The following is a 15,026-nucleotide window of genomic DNA, read 5'->3' as shown; positions in this document are numbered from 1 at the left end:
AATCGGGCTCTCACTCGATTGGAGGATTTTTTAACTCTTCCGCAGCTAGGGCAGGCGTTCAGAGACCGTACTCTTTGGCGATTACCGCCCAGAGCGCCTGGGCGGCTTTATCCACGTTGTCGTTGACTATGACCTGGTCGAACTGACCCTCGGAGGCCAGCTCCACCTTGGCGGTTTCCAGCCTTCGTGCCCGCTGCTGCTCATTCTCGGTTCCCCGCATGTTCAGTCGGGTAACCAGATCCTGGAATGACGGCGGCGCCAGGAAGACGTAAAACACTTCCAGGCCCAGCTCTCCCGCCCTTTGACGAACACGGTGCGCCCCCTGCAGGTCGATCTCCAGAATTGTGGGCACCCCTGCTGCCAGATGTTCAAGGACCGGCTGCAGCGGGGTGCCATAGTGGGACAAGCCATGGACCAGAGCGGTCTCCAGAAAATCTCCGGCGGCCTCCCTGCGGGCAAACTCCTGCTCATCCATGAACCAGTAGGTGATGCCATCCTTTTCGCCCGGACGCGGTGCGCGGGTGGTGGCCGAGACGGAGACCCAGACCTCCGGGTGGGCACGACGCAGAGCTGCCTCCACAGTACCCTTGCCAACAGCCGTGGGCCCCGTCAACACGATCAGCCGGCCGCCCGTCTTCCCCGGCCCCCCGGTCTGTACTCCCGAAGAGTCCTGACTTGACATGTCGGCACCGTTGATCGTTGACACGGCCACTTCCTTTCCTAAAGGTCACCCTCCGGCCTATCTGGACCGGAACATGGATCAATCATATAGCGTACCTACTTGGCCTTTTCCAGCTCCAGCAGCCGGGCCGCGTGTTCCTGGATGCTCATGACCTCATAGTCGTCCTTTTTGACCACGTCAATGGCCATCAGTGCGGCTGAGAATTCGGTGATGGTGGTGAATTGCGGCAGATCGGCGGCTATGGCAGCCACCCGGATCAAATATCCGTCAGAACGAGAACCCCTGGAGCTGGGCGTGTTGAGGATCATGTCGATGGTCCCATCCTCAATAAGCTGGACGGGATTCCGACCCATATGCCTCACTCCGTCAGAATCAGTAAAAGCCTGACCCTGCTCCTCACCATCGCTGATCTTGTCGACAACGGCCACATCGAAGCCGTACCGGCGCAGGACAGAGGCCGTGCCACTGGTGGCGCAGATGCTGAAGCCCTGCTCCAACAGGCGGGCTGCCAGCATGGGCAGCTGGCGCTTGTCTGCGTCATTGACCGACAGGAAGACAACACCGCTGGTGGGCAGACCTCCTTGGTAGGCGGCCAGCTGGCTCTTGGCGAAGGCGTGGGGGAAGTCCCGATCGAAGCCCATGACCTCTCCTGTGGAACGCATCTCCGGGCCCAGCAAAATGTCCACGGTCCGGCCAACCGGAGTGCGGAAGCGCTTGAAGGGCAGGACAGACTCCTTTACCGCCACAGGCTGGCCGACACGAACCATGCCGCCGTCGCCGACAGGCAAGAGCAGACCATTGGCTCGTTGCTGGGCGATGGACTCCCCCACCATGATCCGCGCCGCAGCCTTGGCCAGCGCCGTACCCGTAGCCTTGGAAGCGAAGGGAACGGTCCGGGATGCGCGCGGATTGGCCTCGATCACATAGAGGGTGTTGGCCATGAATGCATACTGAACATTGATCAGCCCCTGGACCCCGCAACCTTGGGCTATTGCCAGGGTGGCCTGCCGCAACCGGTTGATCTGGTCGTCAAAGAGAGTCGAAGGCGGCAGGGTGCAGGCGGCATCACCGGAGTGGACTCCGGCCTCCTCCACATGCTCCATGATTCCGCCGATGTAGAGCTCCTGCCCGTCATAGAGGGCATCCACATCGATCTCGATGGCATCCTGAAGGAACTTGTCAATCAGCAGGGGTGAGGGCAGACGGCCGGAGACCACCGTATCGGCCTTGGCCTCATCCAGGGCACGATCCACGTAGGTGGCCAACTGCTGGTCGTCGTAGACGATCTCCATGCCTCGTCCGCCCAACACGTAGGAGGGCCTGACCAGAACCGGGTAACCGATGGCGTGGGCTGCTTCCTTGGCCTCATCCAAGGAAAGAGCAGTGCCGTACCGTGGAGCGTTTAAATGCTCCTTGCTGAGCACCTGCCCGAATAGCTCGCGGTTCTCGGCCAGATCGATGGACTCGGGACTGGTTCCCAGAATGGGCACCCCGGCCGCCTTGAGCCTGGCCGCCAGAGACAAGGGCGTCTGTCCGCCCAGCTGGACGATGACCCCCTTGACAGGTCCCATGGCCTTCTCAGCCCGGTAGATCTCCAGAACATCCTCGAAGGTCAGCGGCTCGAAATAGAGCCTGTCCGACATGTCATAGTCGGTGGAGACCGTCTCGGGATTGCAGTTGACCATGATGGTGTCATAGTCCTTGCCTAGCTCCTGGACGGCGTGCACGCAGGTGTAATCGAACTCGACCCCCTGACCGATTCGGTTGGGCCCCGAGCCCAGGATGATGACCGCTTCGCGCTGACGGGGTCGCAGCTCGGACTCGTCGGCGTAGCAGGAGTAGTAGTAGGGCGTGACCGCATCGAACTCAGCTGCACAGGTGTCCACAGTCTTGTAGACAGGATGAAGACCGAAAGCCCAGCGAAGTTCCCTGACGACTGCCTCGCCCTGGTCACCCATGCCACGCAGGTGGGCAATCTGCAGGTCGCTCAGCCCCGATTGCTTGGCCCGGCGCAACAGATCCTCGTCCAGGACCTCGGACTGGCGCACTTGGAGGGCCAGGTCATTGATCATGCTGATCTGCTCCAGGAACCAGGGATCGATCCTAGTGGCCTGGTGGACCTGCTCAACAGTGGCTCCGCCCCAGAAGGCCCGCTGAATCTGCAGGTAGCGGTGCTCTGTGGGAGTGTGCATGGCTTCCAGCAACTGGTTGGTCTCGGCCTGGTCGGGCCTGGGGCCATCCCAGGAGAAGGTCATATGCCGCTTGTCGATGGAGCGCATGGCCTTGCCCAGGGACTCGCGGAAGTTGCCGGCCAGGGCCATTGCCTCGCCCACGGACTTCATCGAAGTGGTCAGGGTCGTATCCGCCCCGGGGAACTTCTCGAAAGTGAAGCGCGGAATCTTGGTGACCACGTAGTCGATGGTCGGCTCGAAGGAGGCAGGGGTTGAGCGGGTGATGTCGTTCTCTATCTCGTCCAAGGTGTATCCCAGGGCCAGCTTGACTGCGATCTTGGCGATGGGGAAGCCGGTGGCCTTGGAAGCCAGAGCCGAAGACCGTGAAACACGCGGATTCATTTCGATGACGATGATCCGGCCGTTCTTGGGGTTAACTGCGAACTGGATGTTGCAGCCGCCCGTATCCACCCCCACGCCGCGGATGATGGCGATGCCGATGTCGCGCATGCGCTGATACTCCCTGTCGGTCAAGGTGAAGACCGGGGCCACGGTGGTGGAGTCGCCGGTGTGCACGCCTACCGGATCCACATTCTCGATGGGGCAGACCACAACCACATTGTCCAGGCGGTCGCGCATGAGCTCCAGCTCATACTCCTTCCACCCCTCGATGCCCTCCTCCAGGAGGATCTCATCGGTGGGCGAATAGTGGATGCCAGCACCGGCGATCCGCCTCAGCTCCTCGCGATCGTGGGCGATGCCCGAGCCCAAGCCGCCCATGGTAAAGGAGGGACGAACCACCAGGGGGTAGCCCAGTTCGGCAGCAACTGCCTCGGCCTCATCCAGACTGTGGGCGATGCGGGACTTGGCTGACTCGGCGCCGGCCTGGTCCACCACCTGCTTGAAGAGCTCCCGGTCCTCTCCCCTATCGATGGCCTCCAGCGAAGCGCCGATCAGCTCCACCCCGTAGCGCTCCAGCACGCCGGCCTTGCCCAGCTCCACGGCAGCGTTCAGAGCGGTCTGGCCGCCTAGGGTGGGCAGCAGCGCATCTGGCCGCTCCTTGGCAATGATCCGCTCCAAGAAGGGCAGGGCAATGGGCTCGATGTAGGTGGCATCGGCCATCTCGGGGTCCGTCATGATGGTGGCGGGATTGGAATTGACCAGGATGACGCGAATCCCCTCTTCGCGCAGCACCCGGCAGGCCTGTGTCCCCGAATAATCGAACTCGGCCGCTTGCCCGATGACGATGGGCCCAGAGCCGATGACCATGACCGAATGGATGTCCTGCCGCTTAGGCATGTGCCTTCCCTTCCTTGGCGTCCTGCATCAACGTGACGAACCTGTCAAACAGGTAGGAGGCATCGTGCGGGCCAGCCGCCGCCTCCGGATGGTATTGAACAGAGAAGGCCGGAATATCCAGGCACTCCAGACCCTCGACCACGCCGTCGTTGAGATCGACGTGAGAGACCCGGACACGACCATATCGGCCTTCACCATAGGGTGAGGGCACTGGGTCCCCCTTGGGCGCCTTGACTGCGAATCCGTGATTATGAGCAGTGATCTCAACCTTGCCGGTGCTGAGGTCCATGACCGGCTGGTTGATGCCACGATGACCGAATTTGAGCTTGTATGTATCGAATCCCAGAGCTCGCCCCAGGAGCTGGTTGCCCAGGCAGATGCCGAAGAAGGGCAGCCCGGCATCCAGGACCTGTCTGAGGAGCGACACCTCTTCGTTTGCAGTCGATGGGTCGCCTGGACCGTTGGAAAAGAAAACCCCGTCAGGCCCCAGGGCCTGTATCTGCTCGATGGTGGTGTCTACGGGAAGTACGTGGACCCTGCACCCGCGCTCAGCCAGCCTGTGAGGGGTCATGGACTTGATTCCCAAATCTACCGCTGCCACTGTGCAGACAGGCTCTTTCCCCTGATGGTCTCCAGCTGGTTCGACAATATAGGACCTGTCGGTGCTGACCTCGCCGGTCAAATGGGATCCACTCATCTTGGGAGCCGAACGGACCTGGTCAAGGAGTTCCTGCATGGTTCTGGGCATGCCGCCATCATTAAGCATTATGTCCGGGCCTGAAAAAATACCGGCCCGCATGACACCTGCAGAACGCAAGTGCCGCACGAGCCGGCGAGTGTCTATGTGACTGATACCGACAATGCCCTGATCGACCAGCTGGTCGTGGAGACTGCCCCGGGCCCGCCAGTTGCTAAAATCGGGGCTGGGTTCCCGGACTACGTACCCTGCCACCCAGATCCTGTCCGACTCCCCGTCCTGGTCATTGACACCGGTATCACCGATGTGGGGGAAGGTCTGCACAACGATTTGCCGAGCATAGCTGGGATCCGTCAGGGTTTCCTGATATCCCGTCATTCCGGTAGAGAAAACAATTTCACCTATGGTAGTGCCCACCGCTCCGAAGGCTCTCCCCAGATATACTTCCCCATCCTCAAGGATGAGCAAGGCCCGATTGGAGAAACGGCTATCGGAGGTGATAGTGTTGGTGTCTTTCAGGTTCACCGAACCCCCTTGATTACCGCGGATATTCGCACCCATATTAATGACCCCCATGGATTATGCCGGTCGAATCACCCAAAAAATGGTTGGTCAAATCTTCCTGGATAGACTGCAGGTCAACCAGTCCGAATAGGGCAAAAGGCCGACCTGATGCCCTGATAGTTAGCGGGCATCGGTCGGCCTTTATCCGAATCATTGCTCAGTTGTCCAAAGGACGATCCGCATCGGGGGTCAGTTCCTCCGGCAGGGTCAGTTTCAGCTGGTCCAAGCTGGGGGCCGACTGATCGACAGTATGGTCAGGAACCTGATCGGAGTCCCCTCTTTCAGATCCACTCGCTGCTGGTTCCGAATCGCTGTCAGCATGGGCATCCTCGGAGGAAACGGACTCGGAGGCTACGACCGCCGCTTTTGCCTTATCGGATTCATCATCTGAAACATCTGCATCGGCCTCGGCATCAGCCAGGGCAGCGATTTGATCGGCTTGCTCACGACGAGCTTGGTGCTCATCCTTCTCCTGTTCCAGGGCACTCAGAACGCCGTGGATGAAGGAGGGAGCATCGGCATCCGAAAGTGTCTTGGCCAAGGACAGGGCCTCATCGATGGCCACCTTGTCAGGAACCTCGGGGTTGTAGAGCATCTCCCAGGCGGCGATACGCAGAATGTTGCGATCGATGGCGTGCATACGGCTCAGCGGCCACCGGGTGGAATGGGTTTGCAGCGCCTCATCGATATCTCGACGGTGCTCTGCCACACCCTCAACAACGGTCACCGCATAAGCAGGCAGAGGTGTCTGCGCCCCCGGCCGAGCCTTGCGCTCCTCCAGCAGGGAGAGGAAATCCTGGCTCTTCTCATCGGCCTCATACAGGGTGTTCAAGGCCCGCTTACGGGCTGTGGAACGTGCCATGGATGTGTGGTTTCCGCCTTGCTCAGTTCTCGCGGCCCAGGTAGGAGCCGTCGCGGGTATCCACCTTGACCTTCTCGCCCTCGCCCACGAAGAGGGGCACCTGGATCTCAGCCCCGGTCTCCACAGTGGCGGGCTTGGTGCCGGCGTTGGAGCGGTTGCCCTGCACGCCGGGCTCGGTTGCAGTCACGGTCAGCACCACGGATGCAGGCAGCTCCACGGACAGGGGGTTGCCATCATGGAAGCTGATGATGCAGTCGGTGCCCTCAAGCAGGAAGCGCTCCTGATCGCCGACCAGGGCCTCGGGGATGTTGACCTGCTCGTAGGTGTTCATATCCATGAAGACGAAGGAGTCGCCGTCCCGGTAGGAGTACTGCATGGTCCGGTTGTCGACGGTCTCGAAGTCCATCTTCATGCCCGCATTGAAAGTGCGATCCACGATCTTGCCCGAAAGGACGTCCTTGATGGTCGTGCGCACAAAGGCCGGCCCCTTGCCCGGCTTGACGTGCTGGAACTTGATGACGGTCCAAAGCTTGCCGTCCAGGTTGATGACCGATCCGTTCTTGATGTCGTTGGAAGTCTGTGCCACCTTGATACCACCTCATTCTGATGAACGTTCCTTCGGAGGGCTCCTGGCCATCTGCCGAAAGCACCGGGCCACACAGGATCCGGCCCGCTCGCGATAAATCCTCGCCTATTATGCCACGGCGCATGAACACCGCGGCTGGTCCGGCGACAAAGCCTGCCGGATATGGGCGGGGCCCGGAATCACAGAAAGGATTCCGGGCCCCGTCATTGGATCGCGTCGACAAGCGACAGGCAATCCTACTCGATGATCTTGGTGACTCGACCTGAGCCGACCGTGTGGCCGCCTTCACGAACAGCGAAGGTCAGACCTTCCTCCATGGCGACGGGCTGAATCAGCTCGACGGAGAAGGTGGCGTGATCGCCGGGCTGAACCATCTCCACGCCCTCGGGCAGGGTGATGACGCCGGTGACGTCGGTGGTCCGGAAGTAGAACTGCGGACGGTAGTTGGAGAAGAACGGCGAGTGGCGTCCACCCTCGTCCTTGGTCAGCACGTAGACCTCGCCCTCGAACTTGTGGTGAGGAGTCACGGTGCCGGGAGCAGCCACAACCTGGCCGCGCTCAACGTCCTCACGGCCAATGCCGCGCAGCAGCAGACCGGTGTTGTCGCCAGCCTCGGCCTCGTCCATCTGCTTGTGGAAGGTCTCGATGGAGGTGACGGTGGTGGACTGGGTGTCACGCAGGCCGACGATCTCCACGTTGGTGTTCACGGGCAGCTTGCCGCGCTCGACACGGCCGGTCACCACGGTGCCACGGCCGGAGATGGTGAAGACATCCTCGATGGGCATCAGGAAGGGCTTGTCCAGGTCGTGGACAGGAGTGGGGATGTAGTCGTCGACGGCATCCATGAGGTCCTTGATGGTCTGGACCCACTTGTCATGGTCAGGTGCATCGTCATGCAGGGCGCCGTAGGCGGAGGTGCGGATGACGGGGCAGTCGCGGTCGAAGCCATTCTCGTCCAGCAGATCGCGGACTTCCTCCTCGACCAGCTCGATCAGCTCTTCGTCGTCGACCATGTCGCACTTGTTCAGAGCGACCAGGATCTTCGGCACGCCGACCTGGCGGGCCAGCAGCACGTGCTCGCGAGTCTGAGCCATGGGGCCGTCAGTGGCGGCGACCACCAGGATGGCGCCATCCATCTGGGCAGCGCCGGTGATCATGTTCTTGACGAAGTCGGCGTGTCCGGGGCAGTCCACGTGGGCGTAATGGCGCTTGGCGGTCTGGTACTCGATGTGCGCGATGTTGATGGTGATGCCGCGCTCCTTCTCCTCAGGAGCAGCGTCAATCTGAGCGAAATCGTACTCGGGGTTGACGTCCGGGTACTCCTCATGCAGCACCTTGGAGATGGCCGCGGTCAGGGTGGTCTTGCCGTGATCGACGTGGCCGATGGTGCCAATGTTAACGTGCGGCTTGTTCCGCTCGTACTTTTCCTTTGCCATTGTGTTTTGTCCTCCTGGACGTCTCGTAGGTTGCCTGCACGAACCACGCACAGAGCACTCGCTACATATTACTGGGTTATCGGGTTCTTTGCCACTTTTGCCCTCCGCCCAGTCAGCGCTACAAGAGTGTAACGCCGACTTGTGACAGAAGAGCCTTGTTGCGGCGGCCCGCCGTGGCGGCGGACCGGACCGGCATTACTCGCCCCGCTGGGCCTTGATGATCTCGTCGCTGACGGCCTTGGGGACCTCAGCGTAGGAGTCCATCTGCATGGTGAACATGGCGCGCCCCTGAGTCTTGGACCTGAGGTCACCGATGTAACCGAACATCTCCGACAGGGGCACCTTGGCGTCGATGACCTTGACACCGGTGGCATCGGTCATGGACTGGATGGAGCCACGACGGGAGTTGATGTCACCCATGACGTCGCCCATGTACTCCTCGGGAGTACGGACCTCGACAGCCATGATGGGCTCGAGGATGACGGGCTTGGCCTTGGGAGCAGCCTCCTTGAAGCACATGGAGCCAGCGATCTTGAAGGCCATCTCCGAGGAGTCGACCTCGTGGATCTGACCATCGGTCAGAGTCGCCTTGACACCCACGACCGGGAAGCCTGCCAGCACGCCGGACTCCATGGCCTCCTGCACACCCGCATCGACCGAGGGGATGAACTCCTTGGTGATGTGGCCGCCGGTGACCTTGTTCTCGAAGATGTAGGACTCGCCCTCGGAAGTGTCCAGGGGCTCGAAGTTCATGAGCACCTTGGCGAACTGGCCGGAGCCACCGGTCTGCTTCTTGTGGGTGTATTCCTGGTTCATGACGGGCTTGCGGATGGTCTCGCGGTAAGCCACCTGGGGCTTGCCCACGTTGCACTCCACATGGAACTCGCGGCGCATGCGATCCACCAGGATGTCCAGCTGGAGCTCGCCCATGCCGGAGATCAGGGTCTGACCGGACTCCTCGTCCGTCTTAACCTGGAAGGTGGGGTCCTCCTCGGAGAGCTTCTGCAGGGCGATGCCCATCTTCTCCTGGTCGGCTTTGGTCTTGGGCTCCACGGCCACCTCGATCACAGGATCGGGGAAGGTCATGGATTCCAGCACCAGCGGCGCCTTCTCGTCGCAGAGGGTGTCACCGGTGGTGACGTTCTTGAGCCCGACGAAGGCGTAGATATTGCCGGCGATGGCCTCGTCGACCGGATTCTCCTTGTTGGAGTGCATCTGGAAGAGCTTGCCGACGCGCTCCTTCTTGTCCTTGGTGGAGTCCAGAACAGTTTCGCCCTGGGCCACCTTACCGGAGTAGACACGCACGTAGATCAGCTTGCCGTAGAAGGGGTGGGTGGCCACCTTGAAGGCCAGGGCCGAGAAGGGCTCGTCCACGGTGGGCTTGCGGTCGATCTCGACAGACTCGTCGCCGATCTTGTAGCCCTTGATTGCCGGCACATCCTCGGGGCTGGGCAGGTAATCCACGACCGCATCCAGCATGGGCTGCACGCCCTTGTCCTTGAAGGCGGATCCGCAGAAGACCGGGAAGGCCGACTGCTCGATGGTCATCTTGCGCACAGCGGTGCGGATCTCCTGCTGGGAGATCTCCTCGCCGCCCAGGTACTTCTCGAGCAGGTCCTCGTCGGACTCGGCAACAGCCTCAAGCAGTTCGGTGTGGTACTGCTCGGCCTTGTCCTTGAGATCATCGGGAATGTCAATGGTGTCGTACTTGGCGCCCAGGTCAGCCTCGTCCTTCCAGTAGTAGGCGACCATGCGAACCAGGTCGACCACGCCGTGGAAGTCGCTCTCAGCGCCGATGGGCAGCTGCATGACCAGCGGCTTGACGCCCAGCTTGTCCTTGATGGTGTCCACCGAGTAGTAGAAGTCGGCGCCCAGCTTGTCCATCTTGTTGATGAAGCAGATACGGGGCACGCCATACTTGTCGGCCTGACGCCAGACGGTCTCGGACTGGGGCTCCACGCCCTCCTTGCCGTCGAACACTGCCACAGCGCCATCGAGCACACGCAGGGAGCGCTCCACCTCAGCGGTGAAGTCCACGTGGCCGGGGGTGTCGATGATGTTGATCTGGTAGCGATCCTCAGGATCGTGGGACTGGCGGTTCCAGAAGGCTGTAATGGCGGCGGAGGTAATCGTGATGCCACGTTCCTTCTCCTGGTCCATCCAGTCCATGGTGGAGGCGCCATCGTGGGTCTCGCCGATCTTGTAGTTGACGCCGGTGTAGTAGAGGATACGCTCGGTCGTCGTTGTCTTGCCGGCATCGATGTGGGCCATGATGCCGATGTTGCGAACCTTGGTCAGGTCCGTGAGCACGTCTTGTGCCATAATTCCTTGTTCTCGCTCTCTTGGGATTACCAGCGATAGTGGGCGAACGCCTTGTTGGCCTCGGCCATCTTGTGGGTGTCCTCGCGGCGCTTGACCGCGGCACCCAGGCCGTTGGAGGCATCAAGGATCTCGTTGGCCAGCCGCTCCGACATGGTCTTCTCACGACGGGCGCGGCTGTAATCGGTCAGCCACCGCAACGAGAGCGTATTGGCGCGGTTCGGCTTGACCTCGACGGGAACCTGGTAGGTGGCGCCGCCGACACGACGGCTGCGGACCTCCAGGCTGGGACGAATGTTGTCCAGGGCGCGCTTGAGTACGGCCACGGGCTCTTGGTCGGTCTTCTCCTTGACCTGCTCCAGAGCGGTATAGACGATGTTCTCGGCGATGGACTTCTTGCCATCCAGCAGGATCTTGTTGATCAGCTGGGCCACCACGGTGGAACCGTAGATGGGATCGGGCAGGAGCTGGTGCTTTTTAGCTGGTCCTTTGCGTGACATGTGTTACTTGGCCTTCTTTGCTCCGTACAGGGAACGGCCCTGCTTGCGATCCTTGACTCCCTGGGTATCCAGTGCACCGCGCACGATGTGGTAACGCACGCCGGGCAGATCCTTGACACGACCGCCGCGCACCAGCACGATGGAGTGCTCCTGCAGGTTGTGGCCCTCTCCGGGGATGTAGGCGGAAACCTCGATGCCGGAGCTCAGACGGACACGCGCAACCTTCCGCAGAGCCGAATTCGGCTTCTTGGGGGTGGTGGTGTAGACACGGGTGCACACGCCGCGACGCAACGGGCTGCCCTTGAGTGCCAAAGTCTTTGACTTACGAGGCTTGGCCTTGCGCCCTTTGCGGACGAGCTGTTCAATTGTTGGCAACTGACTCTCTCCGATTCCTTCGATGAACTTGTCTTCGTTTGCACTGCGAGACCGCCGCACCGCAGCCGCAGTCGCTCCCGGGAGGAGAGATCAGCCACTGTCCACCGGCCCGATGGCCCCTGACCCTCCTGCCGAGCATTGCTGCCTGCATTCTTCGGATTTGGGGATATCCCGACAAGCCCACCTGTGACATAAGGCGTGCTGTCGGCACACACGATGAAAAGTATATCACCGGGGCAGACATGACAATGCCTGGCACTTGGAAGTATGCTCTGGGCTTTGCTCACTGTGAAGCCGTACCGGAACCGTTTACAGGAAGGCCCCTGCAACGGACCTTATATTTACCGATACCTATAACGGAGTCCTACATACATAGATATATAGATAGATATCAGAAATACGTATTTGGATCAGTAAATAGAGATGCCGGAAACAACAATGCCGGCGTCTACTTACCTTCCTTTTCCAGAGCCTGGCGAATGTAGTCGCGCAGAATGAGGGCATGGTTGACAGCGGGATCCTTGGCCGCATAGACCAGTGTTGTCCGATCGTGTTCGCGCACGATGCTCAGCAGATCCTCCAAGGCGGGATTGTCGTCCAACTCAGTGCGGTAGCGGCGCGCAAAGTCCTCAAAGCGTTCAGGATCATGGTGCCACCAGCGCCGCAGGTCCGGACTGGGTGCGACTTCCTTGAGCCAGCCGGACAGGGCTGCCCGCTCCTTGCTGACACCGCGCGGCCAGAGCCTATCGACCAGGATGCGGACCCCGTCCTCGTCAGCGGCCTGCTCGTATACGCGCTTGATATCCACCTGACCCATCATCTGCCTCCTGAAACCAGGAACCTGTATGATTCACGACTCCTTCAACCATGATATTGACCGAATCGGCGTTACGGAAGAGGCCGTGACAGCCGCACCGGGGCGTAGGCTGTGAGTATGCTTACAGACGCAGACAGAGGCAAGGCCGCCAGGTCAAAGGGCAGCAGACCAAGCCCTCAAGCCCGCAAATCAGCAAAATCGACCGGAGCAGGATCCAAGGGGCGTCAGTGGCGGCGGCTATGGATACCCGACCAGATAGGCGGCTGGGCCATGGCCTTGATGCCGGGACTGGCCGGTCTGCTGATTGGAGGCCCGACCTGGAGGAATCTGCTGCTCATGGTCGCCTGGGCCTTCTGCTACTGCTTTGAGTTCACTGGCTCGCGGTGGATGGTCTCGCACCGAGCTGCCAGATTCGCACCGCCAGCTTTGGGATACGCCCTGCTCACGGCCGTTACCGGACTAATCCTATTGGTCGGTACCCCTGGGCTCCTACGATGGGCCCCGCTCTACCTGGTGCTGGGTGTGCTGAACTTTGCCGCCGCCTGGATGCGTACGGAACGCTCCTGGTGGAACGACACCGTAGCCGTGATTGCGGCCTGCACGCTTTGTCTAATAGCCGTCTCACTAGGGTCACGATTCCAAAAGCCCGGACCAGGACTGGAAAGTGCCAACTCTGGCTTCTTCGGATGCCAACCGAATCCTGCTGTGGACTGCTTCGCCAGTGGATTCCTACCAAGCGCCGCCCTGCCGTCGGTTGGGGTGATCAGTGCAGCTGTCTTCGCTGTGACCCAGTTCGGTTCGGTCATCTTCGTCAAGACCATGATCCGCGAACGCGGCAAGACCTGGTGCTACCTGCTTTCGCTGGCTTGGAACCTGGCCCTTTGCCTGATTGGGGTCGCCATGGTACGCACAGCAGGATGGTGGCCTTTGTTGACCGCCCTGGTTCTGCTGGTACGTGCGGCCTTGTTGCCTGCAATCGCCCGTCAGCGCCGCATTCCCATTCTGTATGTGGGCCTGGTCGAATGCGCAACCAGCCTGCTGGTCTTCATTCTGGTGATCGCCCAAGCTGGCGTGATGACTACGGCTCTGACTGGCCTGCTTGGCGCATGACTGCAGGTTCGGCCACGCATGTCACCCATGGGTTCGGGCCTGTTTGGGATGAACGGTCCCGTGTACTGATCCTTGGATCCATACCCAGCCCGAGTTCGCGCGAGGCTGGCTTCTACTACATGTTTCCGCGCAACCGCTTCTGGCCCGTGCTGGCCGCACTCTTCGACCAGCCTGTTCCAGAGCCTGATCCGGCTGTCCGCGCTAGGTTTGCCCTCAATCATTACATAGCACTCTGGGATGTCATCCAGGAATGCGACATCCACGGTGCCTCCGACGCTTCAATAACCAATGTCGTGCCGACCGACATCGCTGGCTTGCTGGACCGTGTGCCCATCGGCACCATATTCACCACAGGACGCAAGGCCGGCCAGCTTTACCGTCGATACTGCCTGCCGATCCTGCAGGAGAAAGGGTATCGACCGACGATGATCAATCTGCCATCCACCAGCCCCGCCAATGCCGCTATGAGCCTGGCCGATCTGATCAAGGCCTACCAACCCATAAGGAAGGCGCTCGACGACAAAGAGGCTAAGTCTGATAGGCAAGACAATCACAACGACTATGACAAATAAGCAAATACCAGCGGTCAAAGCCCAAGATGTTGCGAATCTTCCCAAGGATGAATTCGCCTTCCCTGGTCCAGAACGTGATTGCCTGGTGGAAGCAATCCTGGAGGGGCGCAAAACCGCTACGACCAGCCTGATGGCAGAGTTCATCCATGATCATGAGACACTCCCATCCTCCGGCCGACGAACGCTTCTGTTGAACTCAGATGACCAGCCAATTGCCATCCTCAGATATGCCTCAGTGAGCGTGACCCGACTCGGCCTGGTCACGCTGCAGCATGTTCTGAATGAGGGAGAAGACTATAAAAACCTTCCTGAGTGGCGCGAGGCTCATGAGTCTTTCTGGACATCAGAAAATATGCGACAGGCACTGGATGATCCGGACTTCACCGTCGATGATCAGACCCTGGTGGTGCTGGAGACTTTTTATGTAGAGGCCATGGTCGTGAACTGAAGGTCCAAAGACAAAGCACGGTCTTTAGGCATGGGTCACACTTCACCGGCGTGCCATGTCATGCCATCGTGTATAGTTTCATCTGTTGCATTGATCCGCGATGCGGGTTGATTCACCATGGTGGCTATAGCTCAGTTGGTAGAGCACCTGATTGTGGTTCAGGAGGTCGCGCGTTCGAGCCGCGTTAGCCACCCCGTTTTCTCTCCAAAACGAAGACATTACAAACAAGAAGTCCAATTATTTCAACCTTGTGCTGTATACGGTAGGTCATCATAACAGCACACCCATGCGGACTTCCACTGCATCGGCTGCGTCATCTAACAACTTCAGCTATAGAGTCGCGTAGATACTCAGGTTTTTCATGGCCGTGGGCTTTATAATTTTGCAGGGTTTTGACATCAGTAACGTTAAAGATAGGCGCACAGGAATGAAGTACTCTATAAAGAGTTATTTCGGAGCCCACCATGAAGGATAATCTGCCAAGCCAAAAGTACTATACCCAGTTGCGCCAATTACTCTCCGCCATGGTTCCACCTTTGTTTGCTTGGAAATGTAATTCTCTGCCTTCTTGATCCGCTTCTCTAGGTT

Annotated in this window: 13 protein-coding genes and 1 tRNA gene; 4 read left to right on the top strand and 10 right to left on the bottom strand. The window is 59.9% G+C overall.

Going from position 1 to position 15,026, the window contains the following annotated elements; translation table 11 throughout:
- Nucleotides 1-58: 58 nt before the first annotated feature.
- The 10 genes from gmk to CI601_RS02800 form a co-directional block, all read right to left on the bottom strand.
- Nucleotides 59-682, bottom strand: a complete 624-nt coding sequence (gmk, locus tag CI601_RS02850) for a guanylate kinase (protein WP_121914300.1) — start codon at nt 680-682, stop codon at nt 59-61.
- Between the two features lie 95 nt (nt 683-777).
- Nucleotides 778-4,152, bottom strand: coding sequence for a carbamoyl-phosphate synthase large subunit (carB, locus tag CI601_RS02845; RefSeq protein ID WP_121914199.1), 3,375 nt, complete (start codon nt 4,150-4,152; stop codon nt 778-780).
- Nucleotides 4,145-5,374, bottom strand: coding sequence for a glutamine-hydrolyzing carbamoyl-phosphate synthase small subunit (gene carA, locus CI601_RS02840; protein ID WP_024626599.1), 1,230 nt, complete (start codon nt 5,372-5,374; stop codon nt 4,145-4,147). The genes carB and carA overlap by 8 nt, the downstream gene beginning before the upstream one ends.
- Before the next feature lie 196 nt (nt 5,375-5,570).
- Nucleotides 5,571-6,275, bottom strand: coding sequence for a transcription antitermination factor NusB (gene nusB / locus CI601_RS08525; protein ID WP_121914198.1), 705 nt, complete (start codon nt 6,273-6,275; stop codon nt 5,571-5,573).
- Between the two features lie 22 nt (nt 6,276-6,297).
- Entirely contained in the window at nt 6,298-6,861 is a 564-nt protein-coding gene (efp, locus tag CI601_RS02830) for an elongation factor P (RefSeq protein WP_015022137.1), read from the bottom strand.
- A 236-nt stretch (nt 6,862-7,097) separates the two neighbouring features.
- A complete protein-coding gene (gene tuf, locus CI601_RS02825; RefSeq protein WP_024626601.1) occupies nt 7,098-8,297 on the bottom strand; it encodes an elongation factor Tu in 1,200 nt (399 codons plus the stop codon).
- A 195-nt stretch (nt 8,298-8,492) separates the two neighbouring features.
- Nucleotides 8,493-10,619: an elongation factor G gene (gene fusA / locus CI601_RS02815; protein WP_121914197.1), complete on the bottom strand. Its 2,127-nt coding sequence runs from the start codon at nt 10,617-10,619 to the stop codon at nt 8,493-8,495.
- 26 nt (nt 10,620-10,645) lie between these two features.
- Nucleotides 10,646-11,116, bottom strand: a complete 471-nt coding sequence (gene rpsG, locus CI601_RS02810) for a 30S ribosomal protein S7 (RefSeq protein ID WP_015022140.1) — start codon at nt 11,114-11,116, stop codon at nt 10,646-10,648.
- Nucleotides 11,117-11,119: 3 nt separating this feature from the next.
- Nucleotides 11,120-11,491 (bottom strand): 30S ribosomal protein S12, encoded by a 372-nt coding sequence (gene rpsL / locus CI601_RS02805; RefSeq protein ID WP_015022141.1) that lies wholly within the window; start codon nt 11,489-11,491, stop codon nt 11,120-11,122.
- 448 nt (nt 11,492-11,939) lie between these two features.
- The gene (locus tag CI601_RS02800) at nt 11,940-12,308 is read right to left on the bottom strand and encodes a DUF488 domain-containing protein (RefSeq protein ID WP_121914299.1); all 369 of its coding nucleotides are present in this window, start codon (nt 12,306-12,308) and stop codon (nt 11,940-11,942) included.
- Between the two features lie 117 nt (nt 12,309-12,425).
- On the opposite strand from CI601_RS02800, the gene CI601_RS02795 reads away from it, so the two are divergent.
- The 4 genes from CI601_RS02795 (at nt 12,426) to CI601_RS02780 (ending at nt 14,631) form a co-directional block, all read left to right on the top strand.
- Nucleotides 12,426-13,418, top strand: coding sequence for a YwiC-like family protein (locus CI601_RS02795; protein WP_121914196.1), 993 nt, complete (start codon nt 12,426-12,428; stop codon nt 13,416-13,418).
- Nucleotides 13,415-13,990: a DNA-deoxyinosine glycosylase gene (locus CI601_RS02790; protein ID WP_121914195.1), complete on the top strand. Its 576-nt coding sequence runs from the start codon at nt 13,415-13,417 to the stop codon at nt 13,988-13,990. Before CI601_RS02795 ends, CI601_RS02790 begins: the two co-directional genes overlap by 4 nt.
- Nucleotides 13,980-14,438, top strand: a complete 459-nt coding sequence (locus CI601_RS02785; protein WP_121914194.1) for an ASCH domain-containing protein — start codon at nt 13,980-13,982, stop codon at nt 14,436-14,438. The genes CI601_RS02790 and CI601_RS02785 overlap by 11 nt, the downstream gene beginning before the upstream one ends.
- Before the next feature lie 120 nt (nt 14,439-14,558).
- A tRNA-His gene (locus CI601_RS02780) sits at nt 14,559-14,631 on the top strand.
- The last annotated feature ends 395 nt before the right edge of the window (nt 14,632-15,026 follow it).

Origin of the sequence: Bifidobacterium sp. wkB344, from assembly GCF_003688305.1 — a bacterium.
Classification (GTDB): domain Bacteria; phylum Actinomycetota; class Actinomycetes; order Actinomycetales; family Bifidobacteriaceae; genus Bombiscardovia; species Bombiscardovia mizhiensis.
Note: the sequence above shows the minus strand (reverse complement) of the source record. Positions and strands in the feature narration are given on the sequence as shown.